Source organism: Vibrio neptunius (assembly GCF_000967495.1).
In the GTDB taxonomy this organism is placed as follows: Bacteria; Pseudomonadota; Gammaproteobacteria; order Enterobacterales; family Vibrionaceae; genus Vibrio; species Vibrio neptunius.
This window is the reverse complement of sequence record NZ_JXXU01000027.1, coordinates 69,552-83,631: the sequence shown is the minus strand read 5'-3', so window position 1 is coordinate 83,631 and position 14,080 is coordinate 69,552. Positions and strand designations below refer to the sequence as shown.

Sequence of the window (14,080 nt, the reverse complement as noted above, 5' to 3'; positions counted from 1 at the left end):
CTCAAGGGGTGACGTCTTGTGTCGCCCCTTTGACTGTGCCCAAACCTAACCTATTAGATAGATGCACTTTCAGTGGTTTTTAGTCTTGCTCGGATTGCGTATCGACTAAATTCCAAAAGTCACTCCACGAGGTGTCTTTAATGGCGCGGTGTTTGATTTGATTGGCTCCCAACGTATACATGACGCGTCCTGCATTTTGCGCTTCAAGCCTATTTTTATGGATTGAAAGTGGCGACCCACTATCATGTCTCTCAAACAATTGCTCAAGGATGTCAGCCAACCATGCCCGCGTTTGTTCAGTGAATTGAGGCTGGTGTTTCAGCTTTCGGCGTACCAATAATTCTGCCGCCTCAATATAGGCCCTTTTGGCTTCCTTATCTTCCACCTTGTCCCAGAACTTGCTCTCATCTACCCCAGCACTGACAAAGATTCGATTGAGTAACCTTTTTACCGCCTGATCATCGGATATCTCTATGTCATCGATATAATAATACTTGTTGCAAAACACAACGTAAGGCTCTGACTTATCCAACTTCTTCTTTGGGATATGAGGCACCTCTGACTCCCAAGCATAGCGCCCTAAAACGTCATCCCATACCGTTTCAAGAGAAATATGATTGTCTTTGTGCATATCCAATTTGAGCTGGATTGCCGCTAGCACACCGTCAGAAGTCAGAAACTCACAGTTACGCAAACTGTAAAAATTGCCAAAAGCGCTGTATGCCCCGCCCATACCCAGTTCGTTTTGATACTCAGGATCCAGCTGAGACCGTGCTTCAACCCGACTAATGCCAATTTGCCCAAGGTGGAGATACTCACTTAAGCTGAGCACATTGGTTCTGGGCAGGATGTTCGCGTCTTCATTAACGCCAGATTGATGACCAAAATAGAGGGTACTTTTGTAGTTATCCGCTAACGCAACATGTACGCACCTTTGCTGAGTGCGATTCAAACCATGAGGCGCATCCATCACATCGGTCAGATCAATCAAATTGGTTCCCATATTATTGCAATATTCCCGCCATTCAGTGACCTCATCTGGCGTTAATTTGCTGCCCACGAAACCAATATCATGCATAGGTAACTGCTTTTTTGCATTCATTGCATTGATGATTTCGACAATGTCTTTAAAGGCTTGCATGTAAGTGCTGTGCCTTTCATTTCTCGGATCCCAAACCTCGCTTTTAGCTCGCCGGTTAATGTTAAATAGCACCAGGCACTTTTCTCTGTTCCTAACCGGCCCAATGTGTTTCGAGGCGAGATATTGTCCGACACTCGGATCATTGGCGATTTTGTCTTGATAGAATAGCAACGCTTGTCGGCGGATATCGCGATCATAAGTGTTGTTGTCATACTCTTGGTAATGATGGACTTTATCCGCGTGCTTTTTTACTTCGTTGACATCCTTGGTGGTCAACCAAACATAGTCCCGCCCCTCTTTGAGTAAGCCAAGATCTCTGATGTGCTGATTGATTGCCGGGATATTTCGATTAAATTCTTCCTGCTCAGACCCTTCTCGAGGAGAATCAAAATATTCAAATACCGTAATCGGTCGCGCCATTTCCTCTTTAAAGGCAACGTATTTATAGGCATTCATATCCCCTCTGGCACTGGGTGGGTAATGCACAAAAGGCCTTTTCGAATTCAAAAGTCTTAAGACCAGATTATTTTTGTACTGCGCTATATCTGGCTGTGAAACGATGTCAGTTAAGTATTTATTGCTCATTGATTTCTCACTTAGAAAATGAATATGATAAAAATCAAAACGCACCACCTAAAGATATCGACTTGATAAAGCAATATACGTCAAGCAATTAGCTTTACACCTGATGTAAATGATTCGCTAATCCTCAAAATTAGGTCGTCCTACCAGCGTTATATACAGGCCATCTTAATGACTTGGAAGACTCGATAATTGGGCTGTTGGGTGAGAAATTAGGGGTAAGCGACGGGATTGCAGCCTATCTCTAACAGGGTACTGATAGTCGTACCCTGAAACGCAGCCTGCATATGCGGAAAATAGGCGCATTAAACACAAGGAACAACAAATGAAAAACAGAGGGTTAGCTTTGGGGTGTATGCGTCGACGCCAAAATAAATTTTACCTTTGCTCGGCTCGAATGTGGTAGCCACACTTGCTTGAGGTCACAGCAACATTTCTGCGCGGTTTTACGTAGTGCCCCACTTAGCAAACATCCCAGCATAAACAGTCTCTAGTCGCTTATTTTTACCATAAACTCTCCATTTACTAGTCCGATACTCTCTCCTAGATATGAGGCAATATCACTAATTTCAACTTCTTGTAGTTCCGTGCCTGTATACCTGTAAGTACCTTGCTCACAAATATTATCAGGAGTATTACACACTATCTTAATCGTATAGTTCGGATGACTTGATGCGAGTATTCTGAAACCGACCCCTCCATCAGGAGCCGATAACCATAACATTTCACCAAGCAATTGGTGTTGAGTAGACGCTGTTTGTTCAAATCTAAACAAAGTGAAGAGAAGAATAACCAGCGCAAGTAGGGTCGCTATTGTAATTATTGAGAACCATTTGATTAGTTTTTGCATGTTACTCCGCAACGATTTACGTGTTAGTTGAGAAGTCATAGTCTAAATCGACCTCAGAAAGTTGAAACTATGCAATATAGGCATTAGATAATCGATTGTGATTTGCCTACACCGCTCGATAAGCGCCTCGATTGGTTCCCTAATGCTGAGTGCTTAAGCTAAACCAATAAGTACCTCGATGACAAGCACCATAATGCGATGAAATGCAATTTAAAACATCCAAGAGCATGGCCCTATAGAGACAAGGTTTTAGCCATAAGGGTAAGCGTAAAGCTTGATTACGAAATTCCTGCGTTATCACTGGGCTTATGGTGTTTTTGCAACTGTTTTCTCAGCATGTTTGTGCGTAAAATAGCGGCATTAAACACAAGGAGTATCGAATGAAAAATCGATGGTTAGGGTTAATCGGCACACTGCCTGTCTTGGTCGCCTGTAACACTGGCTCCAGTATTCAGCTCTCTAGTGAAACGGTTTCTCCGCAGCAAATCAAAACCATTGTCACCAACATCACTACCCGTTACCCGCAAGCAACAGCACAACAAAAACAACAAGCGGCTGAAGCTGTGGTCCGTGCGATTGAAAATATGGTGTTCGTCGACGGTGGCAGCTTTGATATGGGCGATTTTAAAATGGATTGTGATTTTCCTAGTAAAACCGAGAATCGCCTCGATTGGTCCCCTGATGCTGAGTGTTTTAACTTTGCTACTAACTTATCTGGTGCGCAACATTTACATAAAGTCACCTTGGATTCTTACTCGATCTCTAAATATGAAACCAGCTTTTTAGATATGGAGTGGATGCGGCAAATTAATCAGCTACCGCCAGCAATGACCTACTATGTCAGTATCATCCCGATGCAAGCTAGACCCATGAAACGTACGGATGACAAGTACCATAATGCGATGAAATATAATTTTAAGCATACCAGAGCGACTTATACTAAATCGTGGCAAGAAGCCAAAGACTACTGCCAATGGCTAGGCGACATCTCTGGCTTAGCGTTTGATTTACCGACCGAGGCGCAGTGGGAATACGCAGCAAGAAGTCGAGGCCAGCACTATTATTATGCCACCAATGACGGTTACCGCTCTCTTGCAGGAGGGTATTATTTTGACCCTCTCACTGACCAGTATGTCGATATTCTACCTTCAGAAGTCAACAGCGAAACCAGTGGCGAGGAATATATTGGCCGTTGGCCTGCCAACCCACTGGGTATTTATGGGATGAGCAATGGAATTCGAGAATGGGTAAATGATTGGTACGCAAAAGACTATTATCTCAATTCCCCCGAGCACAACCCTCAGGGGCCAAAACATGGCAACAAGAAAGTATCGCGAGATGGGGGAGCGGTAAAGACGTTTGGCCGCTATGGACAAGATCCTGTTTTGGAACACTACTCTATTTCAGACAGCTTTCGCTGCGCGGTACAAAGCACAACGCCGCTCCACTGAGGGTGGCCCAATAGGGCCAAGGTTTTAGCCATAAAGGTAAGCGTAAAGCTTGATTACGAAATTCCTGCGTTATCACTGGGCTTATGGTGTTTTTGCAACTGTTTTCTCAGCATATTTGTGCGTAAAATAGGCGCATTAAACTAAAGGAACAACAAATGAAAAACAGAGGGTTAGCTTTGGGGTGTATGCTGCCACTACTGGCAGCGTGCAATACCAATAGTTCCGTTATCCATGTAACCAGTGACACCGTTTCCCAGCAACAGTTGGATACAATCGTTAAGAACATTGAGCAACACTACCCCGATGCAACCAACGTGCAACGACAAAGAGCGGCGGACGTAGTGGTGCGCGCTATCGAAACACTGATATTTGTTGAGGGGGGCAGTTTTGACATGGGCGACTTTGGTGCCCCCTGCCTAGTACCCAGTGGTACTGTCAAGCGAATGGATTGGGCACCGGGTGTTGAGTGCTTAAGTTCCCCCTCCAGTACAGAAACAGGCGCTCATCAGCTGCATAAGGTGACATTGGATTCCTACTCAATCTCAAAGTTTGAAACTCGCTTTATTGATATGGAATGGATGCGTTTGATTAATAGTTTGCCAGTCGCTCGTGATTGGTCTAATGATGGGCGTCATATCGAGAGAAACTCTGAGCGCTACCAGATACTCACGACGAAACGTAAAGATAACCCAGCCTCCACAAAAGAATGGCAGGAAGCGAAAGACTATTGTCAGTGGCTTGGCTCTATGAGTGGGTTGCCGTTCGATTTACCAACAGAAGCCCAGTGGGAATATGCCGCCAGAAGCCGCGGACAAAAAACTTATTTCGCCACCAATAATGGCTATCGACAAGTTTCTGAAGATGTCTATATCGACCCTACGACAAACTCCTACGTCGAGTATAACCAGTCTCAGGCGAATGCCTCGACAGGCATAGAAGATGTAGATACATTCCCACCTAACCCTCTCGGCGTCTATGGCATGTCTAATCAGGTCAGTGAGTGGGTCAATGATTGGTACTCGCCCGATTATTACATTAACTCACCCGAGCATAATCCACAGGGACCAGAGACTGGCACAGAGAAAGTGTTAAGAGACGCTGCTGGCGTTACCATGACTTTTGCTCGCATCCATCATGTACCAATTCAAAAAAGATACTATGTCTCGGTCAGCTTTCGCTGCGCTTTACAACAACCATCTCCAGCTCAATAGAAACGATGCAGTCAAAATAGGCCCTAGCGGGCCTATTTGTGATTATCGGTAAGGTAAATACTCATCACTACGAGCCATTATCTGGGCACGTTTTCGGGACAATTGCTCACCAGAAACGGGAAGATAAGGGTCTGCGTTATCAGTCAGCCTGTTCTTGTGCGCCAATTGAGTCACCCAGCGGTTAAACATTCGTTGTTGGGCTTCATCCAAAATAGCATTTATACGGTCAAGGTTATCAAACATCACTTTATCACCCGTCTGTTTTTGCCCTGTACTGTTCATTCGCTGCAAAATCTCTTCAAACTTATGCCAGCTATAGGTGCTCTCTTTAAGCAGCTTACAGATCGCCCGCTCCTGCAGCTCATTAAAGCTCAGCAAAAACTCCTCCACTAAAGTGTCTAACATTACCCCTATCGCCTCTGGCAAAATCGAGTCAAATGACATACCTGACATAGTACTGCTATCTAAAATATGTTTGGCCAGCGCATTTGCCTTGATCTTACGATCACTAATGTCGTCAAGCCCTTGTTTCCAAGTCATGACCTGCTTCTCACCCGCTTGGACAACACTTTCCAATGTTTGAGCAGGCGAATCAATCAACTCTCTGGTGAACGCCACCAGTGTACAGTCCAAAAGATAGTCATAAGCTTCATTATTTAGGTTAGCGAGTACTCGATAGTCAACATATTGAAGCCCTCGGAAAATAACTTTGGCCAACTCCCACAACTGCACCATATCGATAAGGGCACCGAAACCGCCCCCACCGCCAGCCCCCCAAACCAACTGACCTGAACATTTTAAATAAAATTTCCCCTCCACGAGTGAGAGCTGGAAATCTGCACCGAATCCAGCCCCGGCTGCAATATTGCCCGAGGCACTCAGCTTTAAGAGCACTTTAAAAGTGGTAGGTTTGTCTTCTTCAGGCGCTTTCCATTCCATCGACCCTGCCAATTGCCCGCTCGCTTGAAGGCCAGCAAAGCCTTGTGCACGTAGGCCAATTTCCCCCTTCGGTCCTTTGGAAAGATCGACATGTGGTGTAAACATTACCCCAACACTGCTGCCATTTTCCTCTTCTGCCTGACCCACTTGAGCGCTGGCACCGACGGCCACCCCAGCAAAACACCCCACAGAAACGGTTCCTTTGAATCGAAAGCTACCGAACGAGTAAGTGGCATCTTTGCCCTTGGCGTCGCGGTAAGTCAGCTTAATCGGATAACCCGCTTCACAAGGTAAGAACAGATGGGCTTCCGCTTTGGCTTCGGCTAATGACACGCTGGCGTCTGCCCCGACGCCCAAATCAATTTTACCTTTGCTCGGCTCGAACGTGGTAGCCACACTTGCTTGGGGTCACAGCAACATTTCTGTGCGGTTTTACGTAGTGCCGCACGTAGCAAACATCCCAGTATAAAAAGCCTCTAGTCGCTTATTTTTACCATAAACTCTCCATTTACTAGTCCGATACTCTCTCCTAGATATGAGGCAATATCACTAATTTCAACTTGTTGTAGTTCCGTGCCTGTATACCTGTAGGTACCTTGTTCACAAAGATTATCAGGAGTATTACACACTATTTTAATCGTATAGTTCGGATGACTTGATGCGAGTATTCTGAAACCGACCCCTCCATCAGGGGCCGATAACCATAACATTTCACCAAGCAATTGGTGTTGAGTAGACGCTGTTTGTTCAAATCTAAACAAAGTGAAGAGAAGAATAACCAGCGCAAGTAGGGTCGCTATTGCAATTATTGAGAACCATTTGATTAGTTTTTGCATGTTACTCCGCAACGATTTACGTGTTAGTTGAGAAGTCATAGTCTAAATCGACCTCAGAAAATTGAAACTATGCAATATAGGCATTAGATAATCGATTGTGATTTGCCTACACCGATCGATAAGCGCCTCGATTGGTTCCCTACTGCTGAGTGCTTAAGCTAAACCAATAAGCACCTCGATGACAAGCACCATAATGCGATGAAATGCAATTTAAAACATCCAAGAGGGTGGCCCTATAGGGCCACGGTTTTAGCCATAAAGGTAAGCGTAAAGCTTGATTACGAAATTCCTGCGTTATCACTGGGCTTATAGTGTTTTTGCAACTGTTTTCTCAGCATATTTTTGCGTAAAATAGTGGCATTAAACACAAGGAGTATCGAATGAAAAACCGATGGTTAGGGTTAATCGGCACACTGCCTGTCTTGGTCGCCTGTAACACTGGATCCAGTATTCAGCTCTCTAGTGAAACGGTTTCTCCGCAGCAAATCAAAACCATTGTCACCAACATCACTAGCCGTTACCCGCAAGCAACAGCGCAACAAAAACAACAAGCCGCTGAAGCTGTGATCCGTGCGATTGAAAATATGGTGTTTGTCGACGGTGGCAGCTTTGATATGGGTGATTTTAAAATGGATTGTGATTTCCCCACCCAAACCGAGACTCGCCTCGATTGGTCCCCTGATGCTGAGTGTTTTAACTTTGCTACTAACTTATCTGGTGCGCAACATTTACATAAAGTCACCTTAGATTCTTACTCGATCTCCAAATATGAAACCAGCTTTTTAGATATGGAATGGATGCGGCAAATTAATCAGCTACCGCCCGCAATGAGCCAGTTTGTTAGTATTAACCCATTGAAAGCAAAGCAAATACAACGCACGGACGACAGATACCATAATGCGATGAAATATAATTTAAAGCATACTAGAGCGACGTATACTAAATCGTGGCAAGAAGCCAAAGACTACTGCCAATGGCTAGGCGACATCTCTGGCTTAGCGTTTGATTTACCGACCGAGGCGCAGTGGGAATACGCAGCAAGAAGTCGAGGCCAGCACTATTATTATGCCACCAATGATGGTTACTTATCCTATTCCGAAGGATGGTATGTCGACCCTATCACTGGTCAGCGCGTCGAGATTCTACCTTCAGAAGTCAACAGTGGTCTCAGTAAAGAGGAATATATTGGCCGTTGGCCTGCCAACCCACTGGGTATTTATGGGATGAGTAATGGCATCAGCGAATGGGTAAACGACTGGTATGAAAAGGACTATTATCTCAATTCCCCCGAGCACAACCCTCAGGGGCCCAAACATGGCAACAAGAAAGTATCGCGAGATGGGGGGGGGGTAAAGACTTTTGACCGATATGCAGAGGATCTTGTTTTGGAACATTACTCTGTCACAAACAGTTTTCGTTGTGCGGTGCAAAGTACAACGCCGATCCAGTGAGGGTGGCCCTATAGGGCCACGGTTTTAGACATAAGGATAAGAGGTACCACTGGCATATAAAGAAGCGTATTGCTGCTCAACTTGGGTTTGTTTTTGGGTAAACTCCCTTTGTTGATAAGCCGTAAAGGGCGCTTGTGCTACCTTATCAGCCAAGTTGACTTCCGTTAATGTCGCCACCCAGCGATTAAACATTGCTTGCTGCTTATTATCAAGAATGGCGTTGATACGCTCGATGCTGTTAAACAGGGCTTTCTCACCGCTCACCTTGCTACCTGTTGGATTCATTCTGGCCAAAATCTCTTCAAACTTATGCCAACTGTAGGTGCTCTCTTGCAGCAGTTTGCAAATCGCTTGTTCCTGTTTTTCTTCCCAGTTGAAGATAAAGGTGCGGGTTAGCGTATCAAGCATACGGCCAATGGCTTCTGGCGGAAGCTGGTTAAAAGGCACCCCACTGCGAGTCGAATCATCCAGCACTCGCTCGGCTAATACAATGGCTTCTTTTTCGAGATTTAATGTTTCGTTTCTTACATCTTTGAGCCCACCTATGAAGCTTTCACCAGCAGAAACGGCTAGCTCAAGCGCATTGGCAGGTGAAGCAATCCTTTCAACTACAGTAAACGCTAAATATGTAGCATCAACCAAATATTCATAGGCTCTAGGAGCGATATTACTGAGTTGACGGTAGTCGATGTATTGCAACCCTTGCCAAATCACTTTAGCCAGTTGCCAAATCGTTTGCCCATCAATGGCAATGGCAAACCCAGCCCCCCCACCGACGCCCCAAACCAATTTGGCTGATACTTTAAGGAAAAATTGACCACCTTGTAAGTGCAGAATAAAGTCGGCGTTATAACCGCCGCCGACAGAGACGTTACCTTCCAGCCTGACTTCCGCCAACGAGCGAAAATAAGTGGTGGTGTCTGTTGGCGGCTCTTTCCATTGAACGCCGCCAGAAAACTCACCGCTTAGCTGTCCACCGCCAAATATACCTGCTCGAAGCCCTATTTGACCATTAGTGTTGCCCATGGTGACACTGGGGTCGAATAGAATCCCCACATCATCACCGACTTCTGGACGCCCATTACCGGCGCTAAGCCGTGCTTGACCGTTCACACCAACAAAACAGCCAAGTTTGACTTTGGCATTAAACCTAAAGCTGCCGAACGAATGAGTGGCGTCTTTACCATTGGCATCTGTATAGCTAAGGCAAGGGGTGTAACCCGCATCACTAGGCAAGAACAGCTCAGCCCCCACTGCCGCTTCAAAGACCGAAAATGCTGCTTGGACACCGACCCCTAAGTCTACTTGAGCATTGGCGTTGCCATTTTCATCTTTATTAAATGGGTTGAGCTGAGCGTCTACCGCCGCTTGCATCCCCCAACGACAAAGCTGCGCTTCTGCACTAACGGCAAATATGGTGTTGCCTTCACTATTACGCAGTAGCGAGCTTGTGGTTTTCCACTCCGCCAATTTTCCGCCCGGAGCTTGCCATTTCCATAGGTTCGCTTTGAGGTCTGGGCTTACCAACTTTTTGCTCGCATCCTTAGCGATGTCATCAGCGATGGCTTTGCCTAAGGCGGCGGCATCGCCTCTGGTTAGCGCTTGGTGAGAGCGGGTGGTGCTGGATAACGTCATCCATGAGTTGCGAATCCGTGTTTCACGCTCAAAAAAGGCTTCTCTGATGTACAGATACACACCACGGTTAATCGAGTACAGCTCTCGCACCCCAGAACGGTTAACAATACCATCCAAGCGTGTTTCTTTGGTCTTGCCTGAACGAGCCAGATCAACCGACTTCACGTAAGGAGTTTGAGGTTTCACCGCTAGCTTAGCGAGAGGTTCCCACTTAGCCAGCTCACTTTCCAACTTAGGGATCACCGTATTGATCAAATGCGCTTTGAGTTTGTCGGTGGAATCCTGCGTTCCATACCAATGGTCATACGCTTTGATGTAGTGAATGCGGTTTTTTATCTCGGTGACTTTCGCGTTGGCGCGGCGTTGGTTTTCAAGCGCCTTCTCTTTTGCTTGTTTTTCTTTGCGACGTTGCTCTGCCCTTACAGAGGCTTGGTTGTTGGTTTTCGGCGCAGGCAGCACGCCTGCGTAAATGAGTTTTTCACATAAAGCTTGGCGTTGCTTGGCGTGTTTTTCTATCTCAGCCCAAGCTTGATCACCTTTAGGCGCACCACTGACTACCTCTTGGTAACACTCAAAAAGAGTTTGAGTTTGTTCAATTTCTTGATCTAGCTTTTCAATAGCTTCCGCGGTTAAACAGTAATAATGATTCGCAGGTTCACCTGTGGCAAAGACCACATCTTCAATCTCCTTGGCGGCACACAAGGGAGGCACCGTAAGACTGCCCTTTTCCTTGACGCACATCGCCGTGACTGGCTCGACGGGAAAGTCTGTTTCCGCAGGTTTCGTCTCTTGTGGCACAGGAAGTTGCAACGTTTCACCTGCTACAATGAGGTCAGGATTAGGTTGATACTGTGGGTTTAACGTCAACAAGGTCGTAAAGTCGACATTGTGCTCGATGCCGATACCGATCAAGGTATCGCCGGGTTTAATTAAATAAGGTTGGGTGCTCATGAGTTCATTACCATTGCGATGCGCTCCATCGCGCTGAGTTGTTCTTGCGAAAGTGCCCAAGGTACCAATGGCTGCACTGACTCTGAGGGGGCGTCAAATGATACGCTCAGCCATGCACCATTATGCCAATACAGGTGAGACAGCAGAGGAAAGGCGGTCTGTCGTTCCTCATCACTCAGCGCCGCCATTAACGGCAACAAGGTTCTGGGTTCGTAATAACGGAATAACGCTTGGCCCCTTTCTGTGGTGAGGAAAAGACGCTGGCGCAAAGACGCCACAAGTGCGTCTGTGGCTATCCTAATCGGGCTCCATACCAAGCATCCACAAGGCGATTCGCTCATTTTATCAACGCAGGCTTGAAGCGCCTCTTGAGCCTTGTTCAAAGGGATCAATAAAGGGCCTTTAGGCAAATAAGAGAGTCGCGTTTCCGCCATCAAAGCGTGGGCATCAAGCGGCGTGATATAAGCGTCGAGTGCTTCCTGCCAATCAGGCCAAAGCAGTGGTTCGATAATGGCATAAGCATTTTGTCCTTCTCGTAAGTGAGGGACGCTCTGGTTTTGAATGCGCCATTGAGTCGTTAGCTGTGTATTTGACATGTTTTTCCACTCCCACAATCACAAAGTTCTTGCATAAGACCGCCTTCTTCAACCAAACCTTGGTAAGTGGCTGGCGTCATAACGGGCAAGATTTTCCTCATAATGGCTAGCCCCCTCGGGCGCTGAGTTTGTACGCTGACGTTACCGTGTGCTGCGCTACTGTCGTTAATATTGACCTTGCCCCCCATGGCCTTAACATCGCTCGCCCCATCAATGGTGATCGCCGTTCCGTTAAGGTGGATCGCTCCGCTGCTTTTGAGCACTAAGCTTGATGCGCCCACTTGCACTTTGATTTCATCCGCCGCAACGATGGCGGTGCTGCCCTCAGAGCGCACCGAGGTATTGCCGTTGACTTCAACACTGAGGTGGTTGCCAACCGTTAATGAGTCATCGCCACCAATATCCTGAGCACGCGCATCCAAGATGACACTGGATTGGTCCTCCCCTACCTCTAGGGTGTCATTTTTGCCTATCTGAGTGCGGCGATTATCATCAACATACCAATCACGATTGTGCGCGAGTGAGACCGCTTCGTTGGCGTTGTAGGTCACCGTAACATCTTGTTCGACTCGCTCCATGAAAGTCTGCTTGGTCACCGAGGTTTTGTGACCATCAATCTCCTCTTTGCGATCACCGTGAACCACGTTTTCTTGCAGGTTGCCAACCACTAACTCTTCATCGTTACCAATATCTCGATAGCGATTGTTGAGTACCTTGGTTCTCATGTCCTTCTGAGCACGCAGATACACCCTTTCTTGGTTATTTTCGTCTTCGAAATAGAGCTCGTTATGGCCTTCTGCTTTGTGGCTTTGAGTGCGAAAAACGGTGCGCGTTTTGTGTTCTGGCAAGGAATAAGGCGGTAAGTGCAAACCGTTATAGACGGCGCCTGTCACCAGCGGCCTATCGGGGTCACCTTCTAAGAAGGTCACCACTACTTCGTGACCAATTCGCGGCAGGTATACCGCCCCCCAGCTTGGGGCAGCCATCGATTGACTGACGCGCAGCCAACATGAACTGCGTTCATCATTTTTTCCGTAACGGTCCCAGTGAAATTGGACTTTAATTCGCCCCAGTTCGTCGGTATAAATTTCTTCGCCCGCGGGGCCAACCACCACCGCGGTATGCGGCCCTTCAACCACCGGCGGAGCGATTTTCTTCACCCGATAAGTCACATCACGCGGCAAGCAGACGAATTGATTGCGGTATTGGGTAGGCGCGTCCGACCCTTCTTCTTCGTGGACGCGAGGGTTTTCTCCAAAGTGCATCACAGAGAGCATCAAATAATCACGATTGACCGCCGCACGAGGGTACTCACCTATCTCAAAGCCAGTCCCTGATGCTAAGCGCATAATATTGCTGGAGGCGTAAACTTGGTGGCTCTCTACGATGTATTGTGACATCCACTGGTTGCTGCGCAGAGCGCCAATCTCGGGCGCCGTGTAGCGTCCTGGGTAGTCGTAGAGTTGTAAGTCGCTGTTGGCAACGTCCCCCGACTCTTGGCCTTGAGGAACCTTTGGGGTCAGGTAGTTGTAGTCGTTGTAGCTCACATGCCCTGTCAAAGCACGGTGAACTTGCGCTAAATCGAAAATGTGTTCTCGGTCGGCAACACCGCCGCCTTGAGCGTGAAACATCAAAGGCCCAAGGTAAGAGCCGTTCTGATGCGTGCTCACCAGTTCTGGAATGGCATCATTGCTGTCTACAATCACCATGGTATGCGCGCTATCGCTGTGCTCAAAGTAGAACCACAAGCCATGTTCTGCCAGCAGGCGCTCGACAAACTTATGATCACTTTCACGGTATTGCAACACGTAGTCTTTTGCTTGGTACTGCCCCGTCAGTTCAAAGCGATAATCGCTCATTCCCGCGTCATCAAAGACATGGCGAATGATATCTGGCGCCGTTTGGTTTTGAAAAATTCGGCAGTCTTGGCGATAGGTCAAAAACCACAGCTGTGGGACTAGGGTTATCTGATAGCGAGAGTAACGCCGACCCGTGCCCAAATAGCTCAGCGCTGAAATGCAGCCGTTAAACTGCCGAGCTGTCGCGAGACCTTGACCAAACAAACTCAGCACGCCGTTTTTCCTGCTCAGCGTTTCAAAGGTAATGTCATTGGTCTCTGATAATACCGTTAGGCTGATTTCAAACGCGGTGGACAGGGCTTCCTTGACACAAAAACTTTCAACTTTGAACCTGGTTAAAACACCAGAAACTTCAAAGGCAAACTCAACATCATTAACCATACCGTTTCACTCTTATGACCATAAGCAATTACAGACAATAAACTCACATGCATACCAAACGGTAAAACCGTAACAAGTTGTGAGTGAGGTATCACTGGGCGAAAGTAAAGTGTTAACGCGAAGAAAAACCGACAAATTCACCAAATCATTAGTGTTTTTGTCTAAAAAGGTAACTAAGGAGAGCGCAGTAGTAGTGA

The 14,080-nt window shown here is 46.8% G+C and carries 10 protein-coding genes; 3 read left to right on the top strand and 7 right to left on the bottom strand.

Translation table 11 applies throughout. The features are described from left to right. Positions 1–79: 79 nt before the first annotated feature. Together TW84_RS10295 and TW84_RS10290 are read right to left on the bottom strand one after the other, a co-directional pair. Complete coding sequence (locus TW84_RS10295) at positions 80–1,597, bottom strand: hypothetical protein (RefSeq protein ID WP_157634030.1); 1,518 nt, start codon at positions 1,595–1,597, stop codon at positions 80–82. A gap of 616 nt (positions 1,598–2,213) precedes the next feature. Continuing rightward, positions 2,214–2,573, bottom strand: coding sequence for a hypothetical protein (locus TW84_RS10290; RefSeq protein WP_052707912.1), 360 nt, complete (start codon positions 2,571–2,573; stop codon positions 2,214–2,216). A 380-nt stretch (positions 2,574–2,953) separates the two neighbouring features. Between TW84_RS10290 and TW84_RS10285 the strand changes: the two genes are divergently transcribed. Further along, positions 2,954–4,024: a formylglycine-generating enzyme family protein gene (locus TW84_RS10285; protein WP_045975552.1), complete on the top strand. Its 1,071-nt coding sequence runs from the start codon at positions 2,954–2,956 to the stop codon at positions 4,022–4,024. Between the two features lie 155 nt (positions 4,025–4,179). After that, complete coding sequence (locus TW84_RS10280; protein WP_045975551.1) at positions 4,180–5,235, top strand: formylglycine-generating enzyme family protein; 1,056 nt, start codon at positions 4,180–4,182, stop codon at positions 5,233–5,235. Between the two features lie 42 nt (positions 5,236–5,277). Here TW84_RS10280 and TW84_RS10275 read toward each other — a convergent pair whose 3' ends face one another. After that, positions 5,278–6,570 carry a hypothetical protein gene (locus TW84_RS10275; protein WP_052707911.1) on the bottom strand — a complete coding sequence of 431 codons (1,293 nt, stop codon included), beginning with the start codon at positions 6,568–6,570 and terminating at the stop codon, positions 5,278–5,280. Positions 6,571–6,650: 80 nt separating this feature from the next. After that, positions 6,651–7,010, bottom strand: coding sequence for a hypothetical protein (locus TW84_RS10270; protein WP_052707910.1), 360 nt, complete (start codon positions 7,008–7,010; stop codon positions 6,651–6,653). A 380-nt stretch (positions 7,011–7,390) separates the two neighbouring features. On the opposite strand from TW84_RS10270, the gene TW84_RS10265 reads away from it, so the two are divergent. Then, entirely contained in the window at positions 7,391–8,461 is a 1,071-nt protein-coding gene (locus tag TW84_RS10265; RefSeq protein ID WP_045975550.1) for a formylglycine-generating enzyme family protein, read from the top strand. 24 nt (positions 8,462–8,485) lie between these two features. On the opposite strand, the gene TW84_RS10260 is transcribed toward TW84_RS10265, so the two are convergent. The 3 genes from TW84_RS10260 to tssI are packed head-to-tail and all read right to left on the bottom strand — an operon-like array spanning position 8,486 to position 13,883. Continuing rightward, complete coding sequence (locus TW84_RS10260) at positions 8,486–11,047, bottom strand: LysM peptidoglycan-binding domain-containing protein (protein ID WP_045975549.1); 2,562 nt, start codon at positions 11,045–11,047, stop codon at positions 8,486–8,488. Further along, entirely contained in the window at positions 11,044–11,643 is a 600-nt protein-coding gene (locus tag TW84_RS10255; protein ID WP_045975548.1) for a DUF4123 domain-containing protein, read from the bottom strand. The genes TW84_RS10260 and TW84_RS10255 overlap by 4 nt, the downstream gene beginning before the upstream one ends. Continuing rightward, positions 11,625–13,883: a type VI secretion system tip protein TssI/VgrG gene (tssI, locus tag TW84_RS10250; RefSeq protein ID WP_045975547.1), complete on the bottom strand. Its 2,259-nt coding sequence runs from the start codon at positions 13,881–13,883 to the stop codon at positions 11,625–11,627. Before tssI ends, TW84_RS10255 begins: the two co-directional genes overlap by 19 nt. Between the last annotated feature and the right edge of the window lie 197 nt (positions 13,884–14,080).

What these genes read in the sequence shown, in the direction of transcription:
- TW84_RS10295 (WP_157634030.1), bottom strand. Translation starts at nt 1,597, where the DNA reads ATGAATGCCTATAAATACGTTGCCTTTAAAGAGGAAATGGCGCGACCG.
- TW84_RS10290 (WP_052707912.1), bottom strand. Translation starts at nt 2,573, where the DNA reads ATGCAAAAACTAATCAAATGGTTCTCAATAATTACAATAGCGACCCTA.
- TW84_RS10285 (WP_045975552.1), top strand. Translation starts at nt 2,954, where the DNA reads ATGAAAAATCGATGGTTAGGGTTAATCGGCACACTGCCTGTCTTGGTC.
- TW84_RS10280 (WP_045975551.1), top strand. Translation starts at nt 4,180, where the DNA reads ATGAAAAACAGAGGGTTAGCTTTGGGGTGTATGCTGCCACTACTGGCA.
- TW84_RS10270 (WP_052707910.1), bottom strand. Translation starts at nt 7,010, where the DNA reads ATGCAAAAACTAATCAAATGGTTCTCAATAATTGCAATAGCGACCCTA.
- TW84_RS10265 (WP_045975550.1), top strand. Translation starts at nt 7,391, where the DNA reads ATGAAAAACCGATGGTTAGGGTTAATCGGCACACTGCCTGTCTTGGTC.
- TW84_RS10260 (WP_045975549.1), bottom strand. Translation starts at nt 11,047, where the DNA reads ATGAGCACCCAACCTTATTTAATTAAACCCGGCGATACCTTGATCGGT.
- TW84_RS10255 (WP_045975548.1), bottom strand. Translation starts at nt 11,643, where the DNA reads ATGTCAAATACACAGCTAACGACTCAATGGCGCATTCAAAACCAGAGC.
- tssI (WP_045975547.1), bottom strand. Translation starts at nt 13,883, where the DNA reads ATGGTTAATGATGTTGAGTTTGCCTTTGAAGTTTCTGGTGTTTTAACC.